20 protein-coding genes are annotated in these 22,725 nt (G+C 71.3%); 14 read left to right on the forward strand and 6 right to left on the reverse strand.

Translation table 11 applies throughout. The features are described 5' to 3' along the window. Positions 1 to 12: 12 nt before the first annotated feature. The 3 genes from ACWF9Z_RS13725 to ACWF9Z_RS13735 are packed head-to-tail and all read right to left on the reverse strand — an operon-like array spanning position 13 to position 1,801. Positions 13 to 300: a lamin tail domain-containing protein gene (locus ACWF9Z_RS13725; RefSeq protein ID WP_453601811.1), complete on the reverse strand. Its 288-nt coding sequence runs from the start codon at positions 298 to 300 to the stop codon at positions 13 to 15. A gap of 59 nt (positions 301 to 359) precedes the next feature. After that, positions 360 to 1,166: a phosphatase gene (locus tag ACWF9Z_RS13730; RefSeq protein WP_453601447.1), complete on the reverse strand. Its 807-nt coding sequence runs from the start codon at positions 1,164 to 1,166 to the stop codon at positions 360 to 362. Positions 1,167 to 1,222: 56 nt separating this feature from the next. After that, a complete protein-coding gene (locus tag ACWF9Z_RS13735; RefSeq protein WP_453601450.1) occupies positions 1,223 to 1,801 on the reverse strand; it encodes an SACE_7040 family transcriptional regulator in 579 nt (192 codons plus the stop codon). A 100-nt stretch (positions 1,802 to 1,901) separates the two neighbouring features. Between ACWF9Z_RS13735 and ACWF9Z_RS13740 the strand changes: the two genes are divergently transcribed. From ACWF9Z_RS13740 to ACWF9Z_RS13785, 10 genes are all read left to right on the forward strand, one after another. Continuing rightward, positions 1,902 to 3,518: a carboxyl transferase domain-containing protein gene (locus ACWF9Z_RS13740; protein WP_453601453.1), complete on the forward strand. Its 1,617-nt coding sequence runs from the start codon at positions 1,902 to 1,904 to the stop codon at positions 3,516 to 3,518. Between the two features lie 16 nt (positions 3,519 to 3,534). Next, entirely contained in the window at positions 3,535 to 5,622 is a 2,088-nt protein-coding gene (locus tag ACWF9Z_RS13745) for an ATP-binding protein (protein ID WP_453601455.1), read from the forward strand. Then, positions 5,619 to 6,551 carry a hydroxymethylglutaryl-CoA lyase gene (locus tag ACWF9Z_RS13750; RefSeq protein ID WP_453601458.1) on the forward strand — a complete coding sequence of 311 codons (933 nt, stop codon included), beginning with the start codon at positions 5,619 to 5,621 and terminating at the stop codon, positions 6,549 to 6,551. Before ACWF9Z_RS13745 ends, ACWF9Z_RS13750 begins: the two co-directional genes overlap by 4 nt. 8 nt (positions 6,552 to 6,559) lie before the next feature. Beyond that, complete coding sequence (locus ACWF9Z_RS13755; RefSeq protein ID WP_453601460.1) at positions 6,560 to 7,720, forward strand: acyl-CoA dehydrogenase family protein; 1,161 nt, start codon at positions 6,560 to 6,562, stop codon at positions 7,718 to 7,720. Between the two features lie 187 nt (positions 7,721 to 7,907). Continuing rightward, positions 7,908 to 8,942, forward strand: coding sequence for an ABC transporter substrate-binding protein (locus ACWF9Z_RS13760; protein ID WP_453601463.1), 1,035 nt, complete (start codon positions 7,908 to 7,910; stop codon positions 8,940 to 8,942). A 94-nt stretch (positions 8,943 to 9,036) separates the two neighbouring features. Next, complete coding sequence (locus ACWF9Z_RS13765; protein ID WP_453601466.1) at positions 9,037 to 10,014, forward strand: siderophore-interacting protein; 978 nt, start codon at positions 9,037 to 9,039, stop codon at positions 10,012 to 10,014. Positions 10,015 to 10,178: 164 nt separating this feature from the next. After that, entirely contained in the window at positions 10,179 to 11,678 is a 1,500-nt protein-coding gene (locus ACWF9Z_RS13770; RefSeq protein ID WP_453601469.1) for a pyridoxal phosphate-dependent decarboxylase family protein, read from the forward strand. Further along, positions 11,662 to 12,963, forward strand: a complete 1,302-nt coding sequence (locus tag ACWF9Z_RS13775) for a lysine N(6)-hydroxylase/L-ornithine N(5)-oxygenase family protein (protein WP_453601472.1) — start codon at positions 11,662 to 11,664, stop codon at positions 12,961 to 12,963. The genes ACWF9Z_RS13770 and ACWF9Z_RS13775 overlap by 17 nt, the downstream gene beginning before the upstream one ends. Then, positions 12,960 to 13,547: a GNAT family N-acetyltransferase gene (locus tag ACWF9Z_RS13780; protein WP_453601475.1), complete on the forward strand. Its 588-nt coding sequence runs from the start codon at positions 12,960 to 12,962 to the stop codon at positions 13,545 to 13,547. Before ACWF9Z_RS13775 ends, ACWF9Z_RS13780 begins: the two co-directional genes overlap by 4 nt. Continuing rightward, positions 13,544 to 15,325: an IucA/IucC family protein gene (locus tag ACWF9Z_RS13785; protein WP_453601477.1), complete on the forward strand. Its 1,782-nt coding sequence runs from the start codon at positions 13,544 to 13,546 to the stop codon at positions 15,323 to 15,325. The genes ACWF9Z_RS13780 and ACWF9Z_RS13785 overlap by 4 nt, the downstream gene beginning before the upstream one ends. Before the next feature lie 51 nt (positions 15,326 to 15,376). Here ACWF9Z_RS13785 and ACWF9Z_RS13790 read toward each other — a convergent pair whose 3' ends face one another. After that, positions 15,377 to 16,987, reverse strand: coding sequence for a beta-N-acetylhexosaminidase (locus tag ACWF9Z_RS13790; protein ID WP_453601480.1), 1,611 nt, complete (start codon positions 16,985 to 16,987; stop codon positions 15,377 to 15,379). Between the two features lie 52 nt (positions 16,988 to 17,039). Between ACWF9Z_RS13790 and ACWF9Z_RS13795 the strand changes: the two genes are divergently transcribed. The 3 genes from ACWF9Z_RS13795 to glmS all read left to right on the forward strand — a co-directional run bounded on the left by ACWF9Z_RS13795 (position 17,040) and on the right by glmS (position 20,313). Then, a complete protein-coding gene (locus tag ACWF9Z_RS13795; protein ID WP_453601483.1) occupies positions 17,040 to 18,002 on the forward strand; it encodes a DUF4429 domain-containing protein in 963 nt (320 codons plus the stop codon). 107 nt (positions 18,003 to 18,109) lie between these two features. Then, a complete protein-coding gene (locus tag ACWF9Z_RS13800) occupies positions 18,110 to 18,385 on the forward strand; it encodes a hypothetical protein (protein WP_215022391.1) in 276 nt (91 codons plus the stop codon). Between the two features lie 110 nt (positions 18,386 to 18,495). Continuing rightward, positions 18,496 to 20,313, forward strand: coding sequence for a glutamine--fructose-6-phosphate transaminase (isomerizing) (glmS, locus tag ACWF9Z_RS13805; RefSeq protein WP_453601486.1), 1,818 nt, complete (start codon positions 18,496 to 18,498; stop codon positions 20,311 to 20,313). Between the two features lie 134 nt (positions 20,314 to 20,447). Here glmS and ACWF9Z_RS13810 read toward each other — a convergent pair whose 3' ends face one another. Together ACWF9Z_RS13810 and ACWF9Z_RS13815 are read right to left on the reverse strand one after the other, a co-directional pair. Beyond that, on the reverse strand, positions 20,448 to 21,014 hold the full coding sequence (locus ACWF9Z_RS13810) for an acetate uptake transporter (protein WP_453601489.1): 567 nt from the start codon (positions 21,012 to 21,014) through the stop codon (positions 20,448 to 20,450). A 99-nt stretch (positions 21,015 to 21,113) separates the two neighbouring features. Then, positions 21,114 to 21,644, reverse strand: coding sequence for a universal stress protein (locus tag ACWF9Z_RS13815; RefSeq protein WP_356651482.1), 531 nt, complete (start codon positions 21,642 to 21,644; stop codon positions 21,114 to 21,116). 476 nt (positions 21,645 to 22,120) lie between these two features. Here ACWF9Z_RS13815 and ACWF9Z_RS13820 point away from each other — a divergent pair, with 476 nt between their 5' ends. Then, positions 22,121 to 22,441 carry a hypothetical protein gene (locus tag ACWF9Z_RS13820; protein ID WP_453601492.1) on the forward strand — a complete coding sequence of 107 codons (321 nt, stop codon included), beginning with the start codon at positions 22,121 to 22,123 and terminating at the stop codon, positions 22,439 to 22,441. The last annotated feature ends 284 nt before the right edge of the window (positions 22,442 to 22,725 follow it).

Genomic DNA, 22,725 nt, shown 5'->3' on the forward strand with positions numbered 1-22,725 from the left:
CCTCCGCCTGGGTCAGTGGCGGCGGCCCCAGCTCGCGGTGTCGACGGTGCGGCCACGGTCGTCGCGCAGGGTGGCGGTGTCGGCGCGGTTGTCCCCGATGTGGTCGCGCTTGCCCTGGAAGAGGTCGGTCCGGTTATCGCGTCCGGCGCCGGTGCGGATGCGGATGCGGATGGTGGCACGTCCGGCGATGCGGGTGCCGTTGAAGCGGTAGCGGTTGCCGTCGGAGTCGCGCAGCGTCCAGCCGCGCAGGTTGACGGCCTGGCGGGTGGTGTTGGTGATCTCGACCCATTCGCCGTTCAGGGACCGAAAGCGAAGAAGTCCACGACCCCTCGCCCACGTCGCACAGGTTAAAGATCAAGCTAGAGCAGCCCCGCCGCGTCCAGGAGGTAGGCCACCATCGGGTCGTAGAAGCGCGGGTCGCGGACGTGGTCGTCCAGGGGGACCGCCACCTGGAGGGTGCCTTCGGCCTCCCCCAGGAAGAGCGCCGGGTCGTTGCTGTCGGCGTAGCCCACCGCGTCCAGGCCGCGCTGGGCCGCGCAGCCCGCCCAGCCGTGGTCGGCGACGACCAGATCCGGCTGGGGACGGCCCCGCGCGGCCAGGCCGTCCAGGATCGCCGCCATCGGCTCCGGCGAATGGGTGTGCCACAGCGTCGCCCCGCGCTCCAGGACCGCGACGTCCGCGAACTGCCACACCGAGCCCTCGTCGGCCACGAGGCCCTGCGGAATCACCACGATCTCGCAGCCGGCCGCGCGCAGGGCGGCGGCGGTGGCCCGGTGGACGTCCAGCAGGCCACCCGGGTGACCCGTGGCCAGCAGCACGCTCTGCCGGTCCAGCGCGGCCTTGCGCAGGCGCGCCGCCATGCGGTCCAGGCCGGCCACCGTGAGCTCCGGGTCGATGGTGTCCTGGCCGAAGCGGTAGGCGGCGTCGTCCACGACCCCGCAGCGCTCCGCCATCACGGCGAGCACGTCCTGCTCATCCGTCCAGCGGTCGCCCAGCTCCAGGCCGAGCCAGTAGTGCCGGTCGCCGTTGGCGAGTTTTCTGTAATGGGAGAGGTTGTTGTCGCGCGGGGTCGCGACGTCCCCCGCGATCCGCGTCCGGACCAGGTGGTCGATGAGTTCGGCTCGGCTGGGGACTGGCGTCTCTATCGGCTTCGGCATACGGCCCATTCTGCCGCCGCCCGCCCGGAGCCGTCCCTTCCATACCGGCCGGCGGACGCGCCGCCTCACCCCGACAGCGCCCCGAAGGCCCCGTTGGCGAGCCTGCGGAGCAGGGATTCCGTCGCCTCCCGGCCGAGCGCGGCCAGGTGCGGGGTGGAGTTCAGCAGGCCGAAGACCGCGTGCACGCAGACCCGTACCTCCGCCTCGCCCACCTCGGGATGCAGTTCCCGTACGGCGTCGACCCACAGTTCGACGTACTGGCGCTGCAGCTGCCGTACGAGCTTGCGGTCGGTCTCGCGCAGCCGGTCGAGCTCCCGGTCGTGCAGGGTGATCAGCGCCCGGTCGTCGAGGGCGAAGTCGATGTGGCCCTCGACGAGGGAGGCCAGTACGCCGGGCGGGTCACCGGCCGCCTCCTCGACCCGCCGGCGGCCGCCGGTCAGCAGCCGCTCGCTGATGCCGACGAGGAGCTCGGCGAGCATGGCGTCCTTGCCGGCGAAGTGCCGGTAGAGGCCGGGGCCGCTGATGCCCACGGCGGCGCCTATCTCGTCCACGCCGACGCCGTGGAACCCGCGCGCGGCGAAGAGGCGGGCAGCCTCGCTCAGGATCTGCTCGCGACGGGTCGGGGCGGCCGCTCTGGTGCTCATGGGAATCCATTCTAGACAGGGCCGTTAGCGGTCGTTAACCTAAGTCCCACATGCGTTAACGCTCATTAACAAGCGTGCACCGAGCAAGGGAGCTCGACCGATGCAGCAGGCACCAGTGCTGACGAGCGCCGCCGACCCGGCGTCCGATGCCTGGCGGGCCAACGAGGCCGCCCACCGCGAGCTCGCCGAGGGCCTGCGCGCCCGGCTGGAGGCGGCCCGGCTCGGCGGCGGGGAGAAGGCCCGCGCCCGCCACACCGCGCGCGGGAAGCTCCTTCCCCGCGACCGCGTGGACGCCCTCCTCGACCCCGGATCCCCGTTCCTGGAGCTGGCCCCGCTGGCCGCCGAGGACATGTACGGGGGCGCGGCCCCGGCCGCCGGGGTCATCGCGGGCATCGGCCGGGTCAGCGGCCGCGAGTGCGTGATCGTCGCGAACGACGCCACCGTCAAGGGCGGCACGTACTACCCCATGACCGTGAAGAAGCACCTGCGGGCCCAGGAGGTGGCTCTGGAGAATCGTCTCCCCTGCCTCTACCTGGTCGACTCGGGCGGCGCCTTCCTGCCCATGCAGGACGAGGTCTTCCCCGACCGCGACCACTTCGGCCGCATCTTCTACAACCAGGCCCGCATGTCCGGGGCCGGCATCCCGCAGATCGCCGCCGTCCTCGGCTCCTGCACGGCCGGCGGCGCGTACGTGCCCGCCATGAGCGACGAGGCCGTCATCGTGCGCGGGCAGGGCACGATCTTCCTCGGCGGCCCGCCGCTGGTGAAGGCCGCGACCGGCGAGGTCGTCACCGCCGAGGAGCTGGGCGGCGGCGAGGTCCACTCCCGGGTCTCCGGCGTGACCGACCACCTCGCGGAGGACGACGCGCACGCGCTGCGGATCGTCCGGAACATCGTGGCCACCCTCCCCGAGCGCGGGGCCCTGCCCTGGTCGGTCGAGGCTCCCGAGGAGCCCAAGGTGGACCCGTACGGGATGTACGGCGCGGTCCCCGTCGACTCCCGCACCCCCTACGACGCCCGCGAGGTCATCGCCCGGCTGGTGGACGGGTCCCGCTTCCAGGAGTTCAAGGCGGAGTTCGGGCAGACCCTGGTGACCGGCTTCGCCCGCATCCACGGCCACCCGGTCGGCATCGTCGCCAACAACGGCATCCTCTTCTCCGAGTCGGCCCAGAAGGGCGCGCACTTCATCGAGCTGTGCGACCAGCGCGGCATCCCGCTGCTCTTCCTGCAGAACATCTCCGGCTTCATGGTCGGCCGGGACTACGAGGCCGGCGGCATCGCCAAGCACGGCGCCAAGATGGTCACGGCCGTGGCCTGCACGCGGGTCCCGAAGCTGACGGTGGTGGTCGGCGGCTCCTACGGCGCGGGCAACTACTCGATGTGCGGGCGGGCCTACTCGCCGCGCTTCCTGTGGATGTGGCCCAACGCCAAGATCTCGGTGATGGGCGGCGAGCAGGCCGCGTCCGTCCTGGCCACGGTCAAGCGGGACCAGATCGAGGGCGCCGGCCAGGAGTGGCCGGCCGAGGACGAGGAGGCCTTCAAGGCCCCGGTCCGGGCGCAGTACGAGGCCCAGGGCAACGCCTACTACGCCACCGCGCGGCTCTGGGACGACGGGGTCATCGACCCGCTGGAGACCCGGCAGGTGCTGGGACTGGCCCTGACCGCGTGCGCGAACGCCCCCCTGGGCGACTCCGGCTTCGGCATCTTCCGTATGTGACGTGAGGACCTCACTGATGTTCAGCACTGTTCTGGTCGCCAACCGGGGCGAGATCGCGGTACGGGTCATCCGCACGCTGCGCGAGCTCGGCGTCCGGTCCGTCGCCGTCTTCAGCGACGCGGACGCGGACGCGCGGCACGTACGGGAGGCCGACACGGCCGTCCGGATCGGCCCGGCGGCGGCCGCCGAGAGTTACCTGTCCGTGGAGCGGCTGCTCGACGCCGCGCGCCGCACGGGGGCCCAGGCGGTCCACCCGGGCTACGGCTTCCTCGCGGAGAACGCCGCCTTCGCGCAGGCCTGCGCGGACGCCGGGCTGGCCTTCATCGGGCCGCCGGCCTCGGCGATCTCCCTGATGGGGGACAAGATCCGGGCGAAGGAGACGGTCAGGGCGGCGGGTGTGCCCGTGGTCCCCGGCTCCTCCGGCAGCGGCCTGACCGACGCCGAACTGATCACCGCCGCCGAGAAGATCGGCATGCCGGTGCTGCTGAAGCCCTCGGCGGGCGGCGGCGGCAAGGGCATGCGGCTGGTGCGGGACGCGGCGGCCCTGGGCGAGGAGATCGCGTCGGCGCGGCGCGAGGCGCGGTCCTCCTTCGGTGACGACACGCTACTCGTGGAGCGGTGGGTGGACCGGCCCCGGCACATCGAGATCCAGGTGCTGGCGGACGCGCACGGGAACGTGGTGCACCTGGGCGAGCGCGAGTGCTCGCTCCAGCGGCGGCACCAGAAGGTGATCGAGGAGGCGCCGTCGGTCCTGCTCACGCCGGAGCTGCGGGAGTCGATGGGCGCGGCGGCGGTCGAGGCGGCGCGCTCGTGCGGGTACGTGGGCGCGGGCACGGTGGAGTTCATCGTGCCCGGCGGCGATCCGTCCTCGTACTACTTCATGGAGATGAACACCCGGCTCCAGGTGGAGCACCCGGTGACGGAGCTGATCACGGGGCTGGACCTGGTGGAGCAGCAGCTGCGGGTGGCGGCGGGCGCCGAGCTGGGCTTCGGCCAGTCGGACGTCGTCCTGACCGGGCACGCGATCGAGGCCCGGGTCTGCGCGGAGGACCCGGCGCGGGGGTTCCTGCCGTCCGGCGGTACGGTCCTCGCGCTGTCGGAGCCGTCCGGCGGGGCCGTGCGGACGGACTCCGGGCTGGTGGCGGGTGTCGACACCGGGTCCACGTACGACCCGATGCTGTCGAAGGTCATCGCGTACGGTCCCGACCGCGCGGCGGCCCTGCGCGTGCTGCGCGGGGCGCTCGCCGACACGGTGATCCTGGGCGTCCAGACCAACGCGGGGTTCCTGCGCCGCCTGCTCGCACACCCCGACGTGGTGTCGGGCGACCTGGACACCGGCCTGGTCGAACGGGACCTGGCCGGGCTCCTCCCGGACGGCGTCCCGCCGGAGGTGTACGCGGCGGCCGCGCTGCTGGCCGGGAACGGCGCCGGCGGCGCCGCCCCGGAACCCGGTCCTCGAACGCCGGACGGGCGCGACGGCTGGGTCGACCCCTTCGGGGCCGCGAACGGCTGGCGCCTGGGCGGGACCCCCGCCTGGACGGTCCACCACGTCCGCCTGCCGGGCCAGGACCCGGTCACGGTCCGGACCCGCCCCGCCGGCCAGGGCGGTGACACGGAGCTCCTCCTGGGTGCGGCCGACCCGCTGTCCGCACCCGCCGGCGGCGCCGACCCGGTTCCCGCCTCACCGGCCCGGGGCCGGATCGTGGCCCTCACCGGCGACCGCCTCACCGTCGAACTCGACGGCGTCACCCACCGCTTCGCCCACGCCGCCTCCCCGGAGGGGGTCTGGCTCGGCCGGGACGCGGACAGCTGGCACCTCCAGAGCCACGACCCGGTGGCCGCGGCCCTCAGCGGCCGGGGCCACGCGGGGGCGGACACGCTGGCCGCGCCCATGCCCGGCACCGTCACCGTCGTCAAGGTCACCGTCGGCGAGAAGGTCGCGGCCGGGCAGAGCCTGCTCGTCGTCGAGGCCATGAAGATGGAGCACGTCATCTCCGCCCCGCACGCCGGCACCGTCACCGAACTCGACGTCACCCCCGGCACGACCGTCGCCATGGACCAGGTCCTGGCCGTGGTCACCCCGGACGAGGAGAAGAGCGAATGAACGGGCTCCCGATGCGCTTCGCGGCCCCCGGCCTCCCGGCCCGGGTCCGCATCCACGAAGTCGGCGCCCGCGACGGGCTGCAGAACGAGAAGACGGCCGTCCCGACCCATGTGAAGGCCGAGTTCGTGCACCGGCTGGCCGCCGCCGGGCTCGGCACCATCGAGGCCACCAGCTTCGTGCACCCCCAGTGGGTTCCCCAGCTGGCCGACGCCGAGGAGCTGTTCCCCCTCCTCGCCGACGTGGAGGCCGCGCTGCCCGTCCTCGTTCCCAACGAGCGCGGGCTCGACCGCGCGCTCGCGCTCGGTGCCACCCGCATCGCCGTGTTCGGTTCGGCCACCGAGACCTTCGCCTCCCGCAACCTCAACCGCACCGTCGCCGAGTCCCTCGCGATGTTCGAGCCCGTCGTGGCCCGCGCGAAGGAGCAGGGGGCCCACGTGCGCGGCTACCTCTCCATGTGCTTCGGCGACCCCTGGGAGGGCCCGGTCCCGGTCCGCCAGGTAGTCGGCGTGGCCAAGGCCCTGCTCGACCTCGGCTGTGACGAGCTGAGCCTCGGCGACACCATCGGCGTCGCCACCCCGGGGCACGTCCGGACCCTCCTGGGCGAGCTGGGCGAGGAGGGCGTGGGCGCCGACCTGATCGGTGTGCACTTCCACGACACCTACGGCCAGGCCCTGTCCAACACCCTCGCCGCGCTCCAGCACGGCGTGACCACCGTCGACGCCTCCGCGGGCGGCCTCGGCGGATGCCCGTACGCGAAGAGCGCCACCGGCAATCTCGCGACCGAGGACCTCGTCTGGATGCTCGACGGCCTCGGCGTCGAGACCGGGGTCGATCTGGCCGCCCTCACCGCCACGAGCGTGTGGATGGCCGAGCAGTTGGGCCGCCCCAGCCCCTCCCGTACCGTCCGCGCCCTGTCCCACAAGGAGTAACGAAGACCATGGCCCTCGACCACCGGCTCACCCCCGAGCACGAGGAACTCCGCCGCACCGTCGAGGCGTTCGCGCACGACGTCGTGGCGCCGAAGATCGGCGACCTGTACGAGCGGCACGAGTTCCCGTACGAGATCGTCCGCGAGATGGGCCGCATGGGCCTGTTCGGCCTGCCCTTCCCGGAGGAGTACGGCGGCATGGGCGGCGACTACCTCGCCCTCGGCATCGCCCTGGAGGAGCTGGCGCGCGTCGACTCCTCGGTCGCCATCACCCTGGAGGCGGGCGTCTCGCTGGGCGCGATGCCCCTCTACCTCTTCGGCAGCGAGGAGCAGAAGCGCGAGTGGCTGCCGAAGATGTGCTCGGGCGAGGTCCTGGGCGCCTTCGGCCTGACCGAGCCCGGCGCGGGCAGCGACGCGGGCGGCACCCGTACCACCGCGGTCCGCGAGGGCGACGAGTGGGTGATCAACGGCTCGAAGTGCTTCATCACCAACTCCGGTACGGACATCACCGGTCTGGTCACCGTCACCGCCGTGACGGGCCGCAAGGCGGACGGCCGCCCGGAGATCTCCTCGATCATCGTCCCGTCCGGCACCCCCGGTTTCACCGTGGCCGCCCCCTACTCCAAGGTCGGCTGGAACTCCTCGGACACCCGCGAGCTGTCCTTCGACGGAGTACGGGTCCCCCTCGCCAACCTGGTCGGCCAGGAAGGCCGCGGCTACGCCCAGTTCCTGCGGATCCTCGACGAGGGCCGCATCGCCATCTCGGCGCTCGCGACCGGGCTCGCGCAGGGCTGCGTGGACGAGTCCGTGAAGTACGCCAAGGAGCGCCACGCCTTCGGCAAGGCGATCGGCGACAACCAGGCCATCCAGTTCAAGCTGGCGGACATGGAGATGCGCGCCCACATGGCCCGGATCGGCTGGCGCGACGCGGCCTCCCGGCTGGTGGCCGGGGAGCCGTTCAAGAAGGAGGCGGCCATCGCGAAGCTGTACTCCTCGACGGTGGCCGTGGACAACGCGCGCGATGCCACGCAGATCCACGGCGGATACGGATTCATGAACGAGTACCCGGTGGCGCGGATGTGGCGGGACTCGAAGATCCTCGAGATCGGCGAGGGCACGAGCGAGGTCCAGCGCATGCTCATCGCCCGTGAACTGGGGCTTTCGAGCTAGTCGGACACCGGCCGGACTCCGGCCGGACACCGGCCGGTTCACGGTGCGCGTACCGCGGGCGCGACCGGGCACGGACGAGGGGGCCCCGATTTCTTAGGGCCCCCTTACCGTTTTCAGCCAAGGTTAGGCTAACCTTCCTAGCGAACGGCCCGACGGCCGCCCGGCACGCACGAAAGCGGACATCGACATGCCCAAGTCCCGTTCCTCCCTCCTCACGCGCCGCGGTCTCATCGCGGCCGGCGGCGCTCTCGGCCTCGTCGCCGCGCTCACCGCCTGCGGCGGCAACGACACCGCGAAGGACGAGTCGGGCAGCAAGGGTGCCGCGGCCTCGGGCCCCTGGAGCTTCAAGGACGACCTCGGCAAGGACCTGACCGCCAAGTCCACGCCGAAGAACATCGTCGCCTTCACCGGCACCGCCGCCGCGCTGTACGACTACGGCGTCAACGTCAAGGGCGTCTTCGGCCCGACGAAGACCGCCGACGGCAAGGCCGACGTCCAGGCCGGCTCGATGGACATCTCCAAGGTCGAGATCCTGGGCAACGTCTACGACGAGTTCAACGTCGAGAAGTACGCGGCCCTCCAGCCCGACCTGCTGGTCACCAACACCTGGGACGGCACGTACTGGTACGTGCCGGAAGCCTCCAAGGACAAGATCCTCAAGCTCGCCCCGGCCGCCGCCGTCGGCGTGGGCGGCGAGGTCTCGATGGACAAGGCGCTGGCCCGCACCGCGGACCTCGCCAAGTCCCTGGGCGCCGACATGAACGCCAAGAAGGCCGTCGACGGCAAGGCCCGCTTCGACGCGGCCTCCGCGAAGCTCCGCGAGGCCACCAAGGCGAACCCGGGCATCAAGGTGCTCGTCGGCTCCGGCGCCGCCGACCTGTTCTACGTCTCCACCCCGGGCACCTCCGCCGACCTGAAGTACTTCCAGTCGCTCGGCGTCGAGTTCGTCTCCCCGGAGAAGACGGACGAGGGCGGCTTCTTCGAGAGCCTCAGCTGGGAGAACGCCGGCAAGTACAAGGCCGACGTCGTCCTCCTCGACAACCGCACCGGCACCCTTCAGCCGGCCGAGCTGAAGGCCAAGCCGACCTGGGCCGAGCTGCCCGCCGTCAAGGCGGACCAGATCACCCCCCGCGTGACCGAGCCGATCTACTCGTACGAGAAGTGCGCGCAGATCCTGGAAGACCTCGCGAAGTCCATCCAGAACGCCAAGAAGGTCAGCTGACCTCGGGCCGTCCGGCCCCGGCGCCTCTCGGAGGCGCCGGGGCCTTCTGCCTGGACCGCCGCCGCACCGCAGATTCCCAGGGGGGATTCTCCGCATGACCGCCACCGCACCCGAAGCCGTCGAAGCAGGCGCGGCCGCCGAAGCAGGAACCGACGCCGGAGCGGGAACCGACGCCGAAACCGCGGAAACCGTCCCGGCCGCCCAGCACTTCCGGTTCTTCACGCTCGAAGTGCTCCGTACGCGCCGCCTCGGCCGGTCCTTCCTGCGGATCACCTTCGGCGGCGCGTCCCTCACGGAGTTCCGTTCGGGCGGTGACGACCAGAGCCTCTCCCTCTTCCTGCCGCCCGCCGGCCGCGAGCACACGGTGCTGCCGTCCACGGGTGAGGACACCTGGTTCGCGGACTGGCGCGGGATGCCGGACGGGGAACGCCCGGTGATGCGCTCGTACACCGTGCGCGAGCAGCGGCGGACCCCCGGGGGCGTGGACGAGGTCGACATCGACTTCGTCCTGCACGGGGACTCCTCCCCGGCCTCCTCCTGGGCGGGCCGCGCCGTCACCGGCCGCAGGATCATGGCCATCGGGCCGGCCGTCGCGGAGAACAAGTCCGTACGCTTCCAGCCGCCGGCCGCCACCGACGCGATCCTGATGTACGCGGACGAGACCGCCCTGCCGGCGGCCGCCGCGATCCTGGACCGGCTCGCCCGCGGCACCCGGGTCAAGGCCTGGTTCGAAGTCCCGCACGAGGACGACCGACTGGTCCTGCCGACGCTCGCCGACGCCGACATCACCTGGGTGGTCCGCGAGCGGGGAGCGGGCCGGGAACGCACCGAACAGCTGCTGGATGTGCTGCGGGCGGCCGAACCGCCCGCCGCCGAAGCCCCGTACGGCTGGATCGCCGGTGAGTCCGGGACGGTCCGGGCGGTACGCAGGCACTTCGTGCGGGAGCTCGGCGTGGACCGGCGGGCGGTGCGGTTCACCGGCTACTGGCGGCTCGGCGCGAGCGAGGAGGAGCTCCTCGCGGAGGCGTACGCGGGCCGGGCGCCCAGCGAGGACCCGACGGCGGCGCTCTAGCCGCACGGCTCCGCCGTCGCGCCTCAAGTCCCGCATGGCTGAAAACACTTGACGAGGGCCCCGGCTTTGGCCGGGGCCCCTCTGCATTTGGCGTCGAACTAAGGTTAGGCTAACCTAATCTTCACACCCCACGCCCCCGCTCCCCCCTGCCCGGAGGAAAGTTGATGCGTCAGCATCTGCTCAACGAGACGACCGCGGACCTCTACCGGCGTTCCGTCACCGAGGGGGTCGCGCGCGTCGCGGCCAAACTCGCCACGACGGAACGGCCCCACACCGGCACCTCCGTCGACGCACTCGCCCCGGTCATCGCCGGCATCGACCTGGACTCCCCGCTCGAGGACGCGGCCGCCGCCCTCGACGAGCTGGAAGACGTCTACCTCCGCGACGCCGTCTACTTCCACCACCCGCGCTACCTCGGCCACCTCAACTGCCCGGTGGTCATCCCGGCCGTACTCGGCGAGGCCGTCCTGTCGGCCGTCAACTCCTCGCTCGACACCTGGGACCAGTCCATCGGCGGCACGCTCATCGAGCGCCGCCTCGTCGACTGGACCGCGCAGCGCATCGGCCTCGGCCCCGGCGCGGACGGCATCTTCACCTCCGGCGGCAGCCAGTCGAACTTCCACGCGCTGCTCCTGGCCCGCGACGAGGCGTGCCGCGTGGTCATGCGGCACGCCGCGGACGCGGGGCGCGAGCTCCCCAAGTCCGAAGTCCTCCCGAAACTGCGCATCTTCACCTCCGAGGCCAGCCACTTCAGCGTGAAGAAGTCGGCCGCGATGCTCGGGCTCGGCTACGAGGCCGTCATCGCCGTCCCCATCGACCGCAACCGCCGCATGGACACCTCGGTCCTCGCCCTGGAACTGGAGAACTGCGCCCGCGAGGGCCTCTTCCCCATGGCCGTCGTCGCCACCGCCGGCACCACCGACTTCGGGTCCATCGACCCGCTCCCCGAGATCGCCCGCCTCGCCGCCGAGCACTCCGCCTGGATGCACGTGGACGCCGCGTACGGCTGCGGGCTGCTGGTCTCCCCCACCCGACGGCACCTGCTCGACGGCATCGAACTGGCCGACTCCGTAACGGTCGACTACCACAAGTCCTTCTTCCAGCCGGTCAGTTCCAGCGCCCTGCTGGTCCGCGACCGCGACACGATGAAGCACGCCACCTACCACGCGGACTACCTCAACCCCCGCCGGATGGCGGAGGAGCGGATCCCCAACCAGGTCGACAAGTCGATCCAGACCACGCGCCGCTTCGACGCCCTCAAGCTCTGGATGACCCTGCGCGTCATGGGCGCCGACGGCATCGGCTCGCTCTTCGACGAGGTCATCGACCTGGCCGCGGCCGGCTGGGGTCTCATCGACGCCGACCCGCGCTTCGAGGTCGTCGTCGAGCCGCAGATCTCCACCCTCGTCTTCCGCTACGTGCCCCGCCCCGAAGGCGCCGAGGTGCCCGCCGGCCTCGTCGACGAGGCCAACCTGCACGCCCGCAAGGCCCTGTTCGCCTCCGGTGAGGCCGTCGTGGCCGGCACCAAGGTGGACGGGAGGCAGTACCTCAAGTTCACCCTTCTCAATCCGCAGACCACGACGGCCGACATCACGGCGGTCCTCGACCTCCTCGCCGTACACGCCGAACAGTTCCTGGGAGAGTCCCTTGCCGTCCACTCGTGAGCCCCGTGACTTCATCGGAATCGGCCTCGGTCCCTTCAATCTGGGACTCGCCTGCCTGACCGCGCCGATCGACGAGCTCGACGGCCTCTTCATCGAGTCGAAGCCGCACTTCGAGTGGCACGCCGGCATGTTCCTGGACGGCGCGCACCTGCAGACGCCGTTCATGTCGGACCTGGTGACCCTCGCCGACCCGACCTCGCCCTTCTCCTTCCTGAACTACCTGAAGGACAAGGACCGGCTGTACTCCTTCTACATCCGCGAGAGCTTCTACCCGCTGCGGACCGAGTACAACGACTACTGCCGCTGGGCCGCCGACCGCCTCGACAACGTCCTGTACTCCACCTCCGTCACCGAGGTCACCTACGACGAAGCGGCCGGGCTCTACGAGGTCCACACCGACCAGGGCGAGACCCACCTGGCCCGCCGCCTGGTCCTGGGCACCGGCACCCCGCCGTACGTCCCCCCGGCGTGCGCGCAGGCCGGCGGCGACTTCGTCCACAACTCCGCCTACATGCAGAACAAGGCGGAGCTGCAGCGCAAGAAGTCGATCACCCTGGTGGGCTCCGGCCAGAGCGCGGCCGAGATCTACTACGACCTGCTGGCCGAGATCGACGTGCACGGCTACCAGCTCAACTGGGTCACCCGCTCCCCGCGCTTCTTCCCGCTGGAGTACACCAAGCTGACGCTGGAGATGACCTCCCCCGAGTACGTGGACTACTTCCACGCGCTCCCCGAGGACACCCGCTACCGCCTGGAGACCCAGCAGAAGAACCTCTTCAAGGGCATCGACGGCGAGCTCATCAACGCCATCTTCGACCTGCTCTACCAGAAGAAGGTCTCCTCGCCGGGCCCGGTCACCACCACCCTGCTGACCAACACCTCGCTGAACTCCGCCGCGTACGACACCACCACCGGCACGTACGCGCTCGGGCTGCGCCAGGAGGAGCAGGAGCGGGACTTCTCGCTCGCCACCGAGGGCCTGGTCCTCGCGACGGGCTACCAGTACAAGCTCCCCGAGTTCCTGGCCCCCGTCCGCGACCGGTTGAACTTCGACGGCCGCGGCCGCCCCGACGCCGCGCGCAACTACAGCATCGACACCACCGGCCGCGGCGTGTTCCTTCAGAACGGCACGGTCCACAACCACTCGATCACCTCGCCCGACCTGGGCATGGCCGCGTACCGCAACGCGTACATCATCGGAGAGCTGCTCGGCCGGTCGTACTACAAGGTCGAGAAGTCCATCGCGTTCCAGCAGTTCGCAGCCCCGGAAGGCACCCTCGCATGAGCTCCACCACCGACGCCCTGTTCACCCGCACCGATCCGGCCCTGGGCACCTTCTCGGTCCGCCCCCTGGACCCCTTCGCCGACGCCGAGCTGCTGCACGGCTGGGTCACGCACCCCAAGGCCTCGTTCTGGATGATGCAGGAGGCCTCACTGCCGGACGTCGAGCGCGAGTACATGCGCATCGCCGCCCACGCGCACCACGATGCCTTCATGGGCCTGCACGAGGGCCGCCCCGCCTTCCTGATGGAGCGGTACGACCCGAGCCAGCTGGAGCTGGTCGGCCTGTACGACCCCCAGCCCGGGGACGTCGGCATGCACTTCCTGGTCGCCCCCAGCGAGACCCCCCTGCACGGGTTCACCCGCGCGGTCATCACCACCGTCATGGCGGCCCTCTTCGCCGACCCGGCGACGCGCCGCGTCGTCGTGGAACCGGACGTGGGCAACAAGGCCGTCCACGCGCTGAACGAGGCCGTCGGCTTCGTGCCCGAAGGCCCGGTCACCAAGCCGGAGAAGGAAGCCCTGCTGAGCTTCTGCACCCGCGCGCAGTTCGAGGCCGCCACCGGCCTGACGGGAGAGTCGATATGAGCCTCGCCGACGCCGTTTCCCACCTGTCCCCCGAGCTGTGGGAGCGCGCCAACCGCGCCCTGGTCTGCAAGGCCCTGGCGGAGTTCTCGCACGAGCGCCTGCTGACCCCGGCGCCGCTGGGCGGCTCGCGCTACTCGGTCCTGAGCGACGACGGCTCCGTCGAGTACCGCTTCACGGCCGCCCTGCACTCCCTGGACCACTGGGCGGTGGACGAGGCCTCCGTCACCCGCCACCGGGACGGGGCCGAACTGCCCCTGGACGCCATCGACTTCCACATCGAGCTGCGCGAGGCCCTGGGCCTGAGCGCGGAGGTCCTGCCGGTCTACCTGGAGGAGATCTCCTCCACCCTGGCCGGCTCGGGCTTCAAGTACACGAAGCCGCAGATCTCCTCCGCCGTCCTCGCGAAGTCCTCCTTCCAGGACATCGAGACCGGCATGACCGAGGGCCACCCCTGCTTCGTCGCCAACAACGGCCGCCTCGGCTTCGGCGTGCACGAGTACCTCTCGTACGCCCCGGAGACCGCGAGCCCGGTCCACCTGGTGTGGGTGGCGGCCCGCAAGGACGTCTCCACCTTCACGGCGGGCTCGGGCCTGGACCACGACTCCTTCCTGCGGGCGGAGCTGGGCGAGGCCGCCGTCGAGGGCTTCGAGGCGCGGCTGCGGGACCTGGACCTGGATCCGGCGGACTACCACTACTTCCCGGTGCACCCCTGGCAGTGGTGGAACAAGACCACGGTCACCTTCGCAGCCGAGATCGCCAACCGCCGCCTGGTCCTGCTGGGCGAGGGCACGGACGCCTACCTCGCGCAGCAGTCGATCCGTACGTTCTTCAACACCAGCGCCCCCGAGAAGCACTACGTGAAAACGGCGATCTCGGTCCTCAACATGGGCTTCATGCGCGGCCTGTCCGCGACGTACATGGAGGCCACCCCGGCCATCAACGACTGGCTCCACCAGCTGATCCAGTCGGACTCCGTCCTGCGGTCCGTGGACTTCTCGATCATCCGCGAACGCGCGGCGATCGGCTACCACCACCGCCAGTACGAGCGCGCCACCGACCGGTACTCCCCGTACCGCAAGATGCTCGCCGCGCTGTGGCGCGAGTCCCCGGTGGCCTCCCTCGAGGGCGAGGAGCGGCTCGCGACGATGGCCTCGCTCCTGCACGTGGACTCCGAGGGCGCGTCCTTCGTCGGCGCCCTCATCGAGGAGTCGGGCCTCACCCCGGCCGAGTGGCTGCGCTCGTACCTGCGCGCCTACCTGGTCCCGCTGCTGCACTGCTTCTACCAGTACGACCTCGCGTACATGCCGCACGGCGAGAACACGATCCTCGTCATCGAGCACGGCGTGGTGAAGCGGGCGATCTTCAAGGACATCGCCGAGGAGATCGTGGTCATGGACCCGGACGCGGTCCTGCCGCCGGCCGTGGAGCGGGTCCGGGCGGACATCCCGGAGGACATGAAGCTGCTGTCGGTCTTCACGGACGTCTTCGACTGCTTCTTCCGCTTCCTGGGCTCGATCCTGGCCGCGGAGGGCATCTGCGAGGAGGAGACCTTCTGGCGGGCCGTGGCCGACTGCGGCCACGACTACCAGGAGTCGATGCCGCAGCTGGCGGAGCGCTTCGAGCGGTACGACCTGTTCGCGCCGGAGTTCCAGCTGTCCTGCCTCAACCGCCTCCAGCTGCGCAACAACCGGCAGATGGTCGACCTGGCCGACCCGGCCGCGGCCCTGCAGCTGATCGGCACCCTCAAGAACCCCGTCGCGCCCTTCGCGCGACGGTGAACAGCGGCGGGGCGGTGTCGATACGGTCCCTCGACACCGCCCCGGCGCCCGCTACGACCAGGGCACGTCCGGCGCCCGGTGGTAGTTGACCCCCTGGGATTCCAGGCGCGGGCCCTGGGCCGCCAGGCGCAGCCGGTACGCGGCCCAGTCGCGCGCGGCCGCCGGGGACCAGCCGAGCTCCGCGAGGCCCAGCACCCGCGGGAAGGCCATGTACTCCAGGTCCTGCCGCGTCGCGACCGTCTCCGTCCACAGCGGTGCCTCCACGCCCAGCACCGCGGACTCCGGGACGCCGTCCAGGTAGGCGCCCGGGTCCCAGTCGTAGGCCTTGCGCACCGGCACGTACCCGGCCCAGGCCAGTCCCGGCTTCGTCGTCCGGTCGTACTTCATGTCCAGGTACAGCCGGTCCGCCGGCGACAGGATCAGCGGGTTGCCCGCCTTCGCCGCGGCGGCCACCGCCGCCTTCTCCGGCGCCGCGGTGGCATCGCGGCCCCAGTAGTGCAGCACGGCCCCCGGGGCCGGCCGCGCCGTCGCCAGCTGGTGCCAGGCGATCACCTTCTTGCCGTGCCCGCCGACCACCCGCTGCGCCCGGTCCATGAAGGCCGCGTACCGCTCCGGCGGGGTGGCGGCCGCCTCGTCGCCGCCGATGTGCAGGTAGCGGCCCGGCGTCAGCTCCGCGACTTCCCCGAGGACCTGGTCGACGAACTCGTACGTCCGCTCCTTGTCCACGCACAGCGAGCTGAAGCCCACCTTGATCCCCGTGTACCGCTCGGGCGCCTTGCCGTCGCAGTTCAGTTCCGCGTAGGAGGCGAGCGCGGCGTTGACGTGCCCCGGCATGTCGATCTCCGGGACCACCTCCACGAACCGCTCGGCCGCGTACGCCACCAGGTCCCGGTACTGGTCCTTCGTCCAGTACCCGCCGGGGCCGCCGCCGACCTCGCCGGTGCCCCCGTACTCCGCCAGCCGCGGCCAGGAGTCCACCGCCAGGCGCCACCCCTGGTCGTCGGTCAGATGCAGGTGCAGGATGTTGACCTTGTACTGCGCGAGCTGGTCGACGTACCGCTTGACCTGTTCCACCGGAAAGAAGTGACGGGCCACGTCCAGCATCGCCCCGCGGTACGCGAAGCGCGGCGCGTCCGTGACCGTCCCGCCGGGGACCTCGCCCGGACCGGAGACCGGCAGCAGCTGGCGCAGCGTCTGCCCGGCGTGGAAGAGCCCGGCGGGCGTCCGGGCGGTGAGGGTGACCCCGTCGGGACGGGACTCCAGCCGGTACCCCTCCTCGCCGGCCCCGCCGGCCCCGCCGGCCCCTCCCGCCTCCCCGTCGAGGCGCAGCCGGATCCCGTCGCCCCCGGCGCCGTCCACCACGGGCAACGGCAGGCCGCTGGGGCCTCTGAGCTGCTCGGCGAGGAGCTCGCCGACCCTGCGGATCTCCTCGTTCCCCGTCCCGCCGGTACGGATGACCGTGCCCGGTCCGAAGGCGTAGCCGGGGCCTTCGGCCCGTGCGGAGACGGGCGCGGGCAGGAGGCGGTCGTAGGCGGCGAGCGCGGCGGGGCGCTCGCCGCCGGGCCGGGCGTCGGCTCCGCGGGCGGGTGTGGTGCAGGAGGCGGCCGCGGGGACGACGGCGAGGGCGAGGAGGGCGGCGAGCGCGGATCGCGGAACTCTCATGCGCCCAGGTATAGGCCAGCGGGGCCCACGAGGCCGGTGCGAGAATCGCAGGATGGCGGAAATCATCCAGAAGGACGGCACGTGGACCTTCGACGGGGACGCGGTGCGCATCGTCCCGGGCCGCGACAAGGGGGTGGGGCTGCTGCGCCGGACACTGGGCGAGGTGGTCGTGCCGCTGCGCGCGCTGGCCGGTGTCTCCCATGAACCCGGGCGCAAGGCGGGCCGGTTGCGGCTGCGGCTGCGCGACGGCGCCGATCCGCTGCTGCACGTGACCGGCGGGCGGCTGCCCGAGGCCTCCGATCCGTACCGGCTGACCGTGGAGCCGGACCGGTCCGGGGTGGCGGAGTACTTCGTGGACGAGGTCCGCAACGCCCTGCTGCTGGACCAGGTCGATCCGGGGCCGGTGGACTCGTACCTCCTGTCGGGACCCGCCGTGCCGATCACGGTCGGCGCGGGCGACGGGACGGTGGCCTTCGACGGGGACCGGGTCACCCTGGAGTGGAACTGGACGACGGAGGAGGCCAAACGCTCCGGCGGTGCGCGCGCGTTCCGGATCGGGGACGTGCGGTCGGTGGAGTGGAGTCCGTCGAGGGGGCTGGACAACGGGTGGATCCGCTTCGGCATGGCCGGGTCGGCGCAGGCCGCCGCCCCGAAGTACGACCCGTACGCGGTGGAGCTCTTCGGTTTCAAGAAGGACCCGCTGATGGCGCTGGTCGCGGCCGCCGTGGCGGTGCGCCTGCCCCACCCGGCGGCGCCCGCGACCGGGCCGGACATGGGCACGGGCACGGGCGCGGGCACTGGTGCGGGCGCGGGCTCGGCTGTGGGCAGCGGCACGTGGGCCCCGGCGGGGTCCGCTCTGGAGGGCGGTTCCGCGAGCGCCCCGGAGGCCGACTCCGCTGCGGACCACGACGCCCTGCTGCGGCGGCTGCGCGAGCTGGGGGAACTGCACCGGTCCGGGATCCTCACGGTCGAGGAGTTCGCCGTGGCGAAAGCGGCGGTTTTGGGACGTTTCTGATCACCATCGACCGGAATTAACCCTTCCTCTGGTCCATACCAGCATCATCTTGCCCGATTTCGGGCAGGATCTTTGCGTTCCGCGGCTCATGCCGTCAATATCGACGAATGCCCGACCGCCGCCCGTCGCACGACGATCTCGTCGACCACTTGGTGCGCAGCTCCTCGCTCCAGCGGGGCGAAGCCGCCCGAGTCGTGCTCGACGTGCTCGCGTACTTCGATGAGACGACCGAGGAGTTCGTCCGCCGCCGCCACCGTGAGCTCCAGTCCGGGGGCGCGGTCAACGCGGACATCTTCGAGCGCATCGCGGCGGAACTGCCGCACCGCGCCGTGGCGCCGCCGGAGCTCTCGCTCAGGCAGCTGCGCCGCATCGTCTACGGCTGAACGCGGCCCGGACCCCGGTCGGGGCAGGGCGCGGCCGGCAGTAGCAGTGGCAGTGGCAGTGGCAGTGGCAGTGGCAAGGACAACCGAAGCTTCAGGAGGGGTAATACCGTATGTGCGGAATCGTGGGGTACATCGGCAAGCGTGACGTGGCACCGCTGCTGCTGGAGGGCCTTCAGCGACTGGAGTACCGCGGCTACGACTCCGCGGGCATCGTCGTCAACAGCCCGAAGTCCGCGGCCCTGAAGGTCGTCAAGGCCAAGGGCCGCGTCCGCGAGCTGGAGTCCCGGGTGCCCAAGCGCTTCGCCGGCACCACCGGCATCGCCCACACCCGCTGGGCCACCCACGGCGCCCCGAGCGACATCAACTCCCACCCGCACCTGGACGCCGAGAACAAGGTCGCGGTGGTCCACAACGGCATCGTCGACAACGCCTCCGAGCTGCGCGCCAAGCTGGAGGCCGACGGCGTCGTCTTCCTCTCGGAGACCGACACCGAGGTGCTCGTCCACCTCATCGCCCGCGCCCAGGCCGACACCCTGGAGGAGAAGGTCCGCGAGGCGCTGAAGGTCGTCGAGGGCACCTACGGCATCGCCGTCATGCACGCCGACTTCGCCGACCGCATCGTGGTCGCCCGCAACGGCTCCCCGGTCGTCCTCGGCATCGGCGAGAAGGAGATGTTCGTCGCCTCGGACATCGCCGCGCTCGTCGCCCACACCCGCCAGATCGTCACCCTGGACGACGGCGAGATGGCGACCCTGAAGGCCGACGACTTCCGGACGTACACCACCTCCGGCACGACGACCACCGCCACGCCCGAGACCGTGGAGTGGGAGGCCGCCTCCTACGACATGGGCGGCCACGACACCTACATGCACAAGGAGATCACCGAGCAGGTCGACGCGGTCGACCGCGTGCTGCGCGGCCGGATCGACGACCGCTTCAACACCGTCCACCTGGGCGGCCTGAACCTGGACCCGCGCGAGGCGCGCGGCATCCGCCGGGTCAAGATCCTGGGCTGCGGCACCTCGTACCACGCCGGAATGATCGGCGCGGGCCTCATCGAGGGCCTGGCCCGCATCCCCGCCGACGCCGAGCCGGCCTCGGAGTTCCGCTACCGCAACCCGGTCGTGGACCCCGACACCCTCTACATCGCGGTCTCCCAGTCCGGTGAGACGTACGACGTGCTCGCGGCCGTGCAGGAGCTCAAGCGCAAGGGCGCCCGCGTCCTCGGCGTGGTCAACGTGGTCGGCTCCGCGATCGCCCGTGCGGCCGACGGCGGTGTGTACGTGCACGCCGGCCCCGAGGTCTGCGTCGTCTCCACCAAGTGCTTCACCAACACGGTCGTGGCGTTCGCGCTGCTCGCCGTGCACCTGGGCCGCATCCGCGACCTGTCCGTCACCGACGGCAAGCGGATCATCGACGGTCTGCGCAAGCTGCCCGCGCAGATCCAGGAGATCCTGGACGGCGAGGAAGACATCAAGAAGCTGGCCGCCGAGTACGCCGAGGCCAAGTCGATGATGTTCATCGGCCGCGTCCGCGGCTACCCCGTCGCCCTCGAGGCCTCCCTCAAGCTCAAGGAGATCTCCTACATCCACGCCGAGGCCTACCCCGCCTCCGAGCTCAAGCACGGTCCGCTCGCGCTCATCGAGCCGTCGCTGCCGACGGTCGCGATCGTCCCGAACGACGACCTGCTGGAGAAGAACCGCGCGGCGCTGGAGGAGATCAAGGCCCGTAGCGGCCGGATCCTGGCGGTCGCCCACAGCACGCAGGAGAAGGCCGACCACACCATCCTCGTACCCAAGAACGAGGACGAGCTGGACCCGATCCTGATGGGCATCCCGCTGCAGCTGCTCGCGTACCACACGGCCCTGGCCCTGGGCCGGGACATCGACAAGCCGCGCAACCTGGCGAAGTCCGTCACCGTCGAATAGCCGGACCGCGGCCGGGCACCCGCCGCGCGCCGGGCCTCACGGCCCGCACACACGAAAAGACCCCCGGGGATCCACCGGGGGTCTTTTCACGCGTAGGCGCTCACACGCGTGTGCGTGCGCTCGCGCCGGCGCCGTCAGCTCGCGGCGACCGCCCCGCGCGAGCCCCTGCGGAGCGCCATCGGCCAGCTCGCCAGTGCCGCGGTGGCCCCGTACCAGGCCAGCAGCCCGGAGAGGGCCGCCACCCAGCCGGCCGCCTTGGCCAGCCCGCCGCTCTCGGCGAAGGTGCCGATCGCCAGGAGCAGGAGGGAAAGGGTGAGCAGGCCGTACACGCCCTGCCCGAACAGACCGCCCGACGCGGCGGCCGTGAGGGACAGCGCGAGCATGGCGAACAGGACGAGGAAGAGTCCGGCCGCGTGCGCCGAAACCTTTCCGTCGGCGCCGTTGGCCCAGGTGAACCAGAAGGCGCCCAGGCCCGCGAACGCCGTGCCGTTGAAGCCGTCACCGCCGCGGAACTCGAGTATTCCGACGACGAACAGGGCGAGGCCGCCGAGGAAGGTCGCGAGCGACACGGAGTTGGCCACGGTCACACCGTCGATGATCCCCGTGTGGCCGATACCGAACGCGAGAAGGGTGAGACCCAGGGCCATGTGCCCGAGGGTCGAGGTCGAGGCCGTGCTTCCCGCAGAGACACCATTGTCCACGGCGGGCTCCCTTCGATCTGCAGTTGTTTGCTGCGTCCCAGCAGCATTTATCTACCCCTTACAACGGGGTTCACAACCACACAATCGACATACGGTCGGTTACGGGATGACAACAACCGGTCGCTGCGCCCGCTTGGCCAGGCGGCCCGCGACCGAGCCGAAGATCCGGCCGACGATCCCGTGCGTGGAGCCGACCACGATGGCGTCCGCCGAGTACTCCCGGCCGACCTCCTCCAGCTCGTGGCAGATGTCCCCGCCCCGTTCGACCAGGATCCAGGGCACCTCGGAGAGGTAGTCGGCGCAGGCGAGCTCCAGGCCCAGCACCTCGGTGCGGTGGTCCGGCACGTCGACGAAGACCGGAGGCTCGCAGCCGGCCCACACGGTGGTGGGCAGCCGGTTGGCGACGTGGACGATGATCAGCCCGGATCCTGAGCGACGGGCCATCCCGATCGCGTAGGCGAGGGCACGCTCACTGGACGTGGATCCGTCGAAGCCCACCACGACGCCGTGCCGGAAGGCCGGGTCGCAGGGATGACGTGGTTGTTCCACCGCGCGCAGGTCGGCCGACGCAGGGTCGGCGAGGCGTTTGCGCTTGCGGTCCGCGGGTTCGGAGAATTCGTGACCGGCCATGGATGTCTCGGCGGAGAGGTCCTCGGGGGAAGGGACAAGGCGGCGGGGCGGCAGTAGGCGGAAGCGACGATGCGAACAGTGACGTTTCTGGAAATGACAACTCAGTGTGACCGAGCTCTGTCCGGGAAGCATCTTCCCAAGCCCATACCCACCAGGGTACGGCGACACTCCTGTGCTGCACAGGGCTTGCCGCCCCTGGAGAGCGTCCAAGGGAGCATGCCGTAGAGGAGCCCCCTTGGCAATGTCCGCTGCCCCCTACAGCCAGTGACGAGCAACCCCCGCGCCGGGCACGTGCCACCCGTGCGCGCAGTGACCGAGCCGCGCCGCCCGCCGTTGGACACGAGTCCGACCGTCCAGGAAGAGCCCGCAGGGAGCACGCCGTGCCCGGTCATCCGGTTCACCCCGTCCAGCCCGCTCAGCCGCCCGCTCAGCCGACGCAGTCCGTCCACCTTCCACCGCCCGCGCTTCACTCGTCCGTGCGGTCCGCGAGGCACCCCCACGAGGACCCCGCGGGTGACGTGGTGCGCTGGGCCGCCTTCAGCTGCCTGCTCGTCCCCGTGGTCCTCGTCGTCTACGGCACCTCCTTCGGCGGGGCGGCGGTGGCCACGCTCGGCCTGGCCGCCGTCACGGCCGCCTGCCGGGTGCTGCTGCGCCACTCGGAGAGGGCGGCGCGGAGCGTGCTGCCGGTCCGCGCGGAGGACCGGATGCCGCCCGCCCAGCGCGGCCGGCACTCGCGCGCCGGGGCCGGATCCCACCGCGGATGTCACGGTTCCGGCGGGATGTCCCCTCACGACTGACCGTTTCGCACATCCACACCCGCACGTTTTCAGCCAACTTCCCGGCAGGTCACCCCCCTTGCCGGAATGTCCCCCCGCCCCCCTCACCTTCTGCAACCACAGCGCCTGAGGGGGCCTTTGACCCTATGGGTACTGGCCATGGCCGGACAGCACGCTTCCCGCCCGGCTAGCGGAGTGGAAGGCTTCCTGATCGAATGCTTTTCGCCAAGTTGCCAAGTCGACATAGCGCTGCGTGCTGAACTTGTCACGCCGACACCACGGGACGCAGTAGATTCGATCATGTA

This window comes from Streptomyces sp. NPDC054961 (assembly GCF_053609145.1).

Coding starts and splice junctions, on each gene's coding strand:
- ACWF9Z_RS13730 (WP_453601447.1), bottom strand. CDS start 1,166: ATGGGCCGTATGCCGAAGCCGATAGAGACGCCAGTCCCCAGCCGAGCC.
- ACWF9Z_RS13735 (WP_453601450.1), bottom strand. CDS start 1,801: ATGAGCACCAGAGCGGCCGCCCCGACCCGTCGCGAGCAGATCCTGAGC.
- ACWF9Z_RS13740 (WP_453601453.1), top strand. CDS start 1,902: ATGCAGCAGGCACCAGTGCTGACGAGCGCCGCCGACCCGGCGTCCGAT.
- ACWF9Z_RS13745 (WP_453601455.1), top strand. CDS start 3,535: ATGTTCAGCACTGTTCTGGTCGCCAACCGGGGCGAGATCGCGGTACGG.
- ACWF9Z_RS13750 (WP_453601458.1), top strand. CDS start 5,619: ATGAACGGGCTCCCGATGCGCTTCGCGGCCCCCGGCCTCCCGGCCCGG.
- ACWF9Z_RS13755 (WP_453601460.1), top strand. CDS start 6,560: ATGGCCCTCGACCACCGGCTCACCCCCGAGCACGAGGAACTCCGCCGC.
- ACWF9Z_RS13760 (WP_453601463.1), top strand. CDS start 7,908: ATGCCCAAGTCCCGTTCCTCCCTCCTCACGCGCCGCGGTCTCATCGCG.
- ACWF9Z_RS13765 (WP_453601466.1), top strand. CDS start 9,037: ATGACCGCCACCGCACCCGAAGCCGTCGAAGCAGGCGCGGCCGCCGAA.
- ACWF9Z_RS13770 (WP_453601469.1), top strand. CDS start 10,179: ATGCGTCAGCATCTGCTCAACGAGACGACCGCGGACCTCTACCGGCGT.
- ACWF9Z_RS13780 (WP_453601475.1), top strand. CDS start 12,960: ATGAGCTCCACCACCGACGCCCTGTTCACCCGCACCGATCCGGCCCTG.
- ACWF9Z_RS13785 (WP_453601477.1), top strand. CDS start 13,544: ATGAGCCTCGCCGACGCCGTTTCCCACCTGTCCCCCGAGCTGTGGGAG.
- ACWF9Z_RS13790 (WP_453601480.1), bottom strand. CDS start 16,987: ATGAGAGTTCCGCGATCCGCGCTCGCCGCCCTCCTCGCCCTCGCCGTC.
- ACWF9Z_RS13795 (WP_453601483.1), top strand. CDS start 17,040: ATGGCGGAAATCATCCAGAAGGACGGCACGTGGACCTTCGACGGGGAC.
- ACWF9Z_RS13800 (WP_215022391.1), top strand. CDS start 18,110: ATGCCCGACCGCCGCCCGTCGCACGACGATCTCGTCGACCACTTGGTG.
- glmS (WP_453601486.1), top strand. CDS start 18,496: ATGTGCGGAATCGTGGGGTACATCGGCAAGCGTGACGTGGCACCGCTG.
- ACWF9Z_RS13815 (WP_356651482.1), bottom strand. CDS start 21,644: ATGGCCGGTCACGAATTCTCCGAACCCGCGGACCGCAAGCGCAAACGC.